This window comes from Staphylococcus sp. HMSC62D11, assembly GCF_001839145.1.
Lineage (GTDB): Bacteria > Bacillota > Bacilli > Staphylococcales > Staphylococcaceae > Staphylococcus > Staphylococcus lugdunensis.
Map to the genome: position 1 here is coordinate 1 of NZ_KV840208.1, position 257 is coordinate 257.

Genomic DNA, 257 nt, shown 5'->3' on the forward strand with positions numbered 1-257 from the left:
GGGGTCGCGGGTTCGAATCCCGTCTTCTGCTCCATTATTTTGCCGGGGTGGCGGAACTGGCAGACGCACAGGACTTAAAATCCTGCGGTGAGAGATCACCGTACCGGTTCGATTCCGGTCCTCGGCACCATTTTATAAAGCGCCCGTAGCTCAACTGGATAGAGCGTTTGACTACGGATCAAGAGGTTATGGGTTCGACTCCTATCGGGCGCGTTTACTTATAACGGGAAGTAGCTCAGCTTGGTAGAGCACTTGGT

General features: G+C 53.7%; 2 tRNA genes. Both read left to right on the top strand.

Annotation, left to right across the window (positions count from 1 at the left end):
* Positions 1–41: 41 nt before the first annotated feature.
* Positions 42–130, top strand: a tRNA-Leu gene (locus HMPREF3267_RS12165).
* A 9-nt stretch (positions 131–139) separates the two neighbouring features.
* Positions 140–213, top strand: a tRNA-Arg gene (locus HMPREF3267_RS12170).
* Positions 214–257 lie beyond the last annotated feature (44 nt).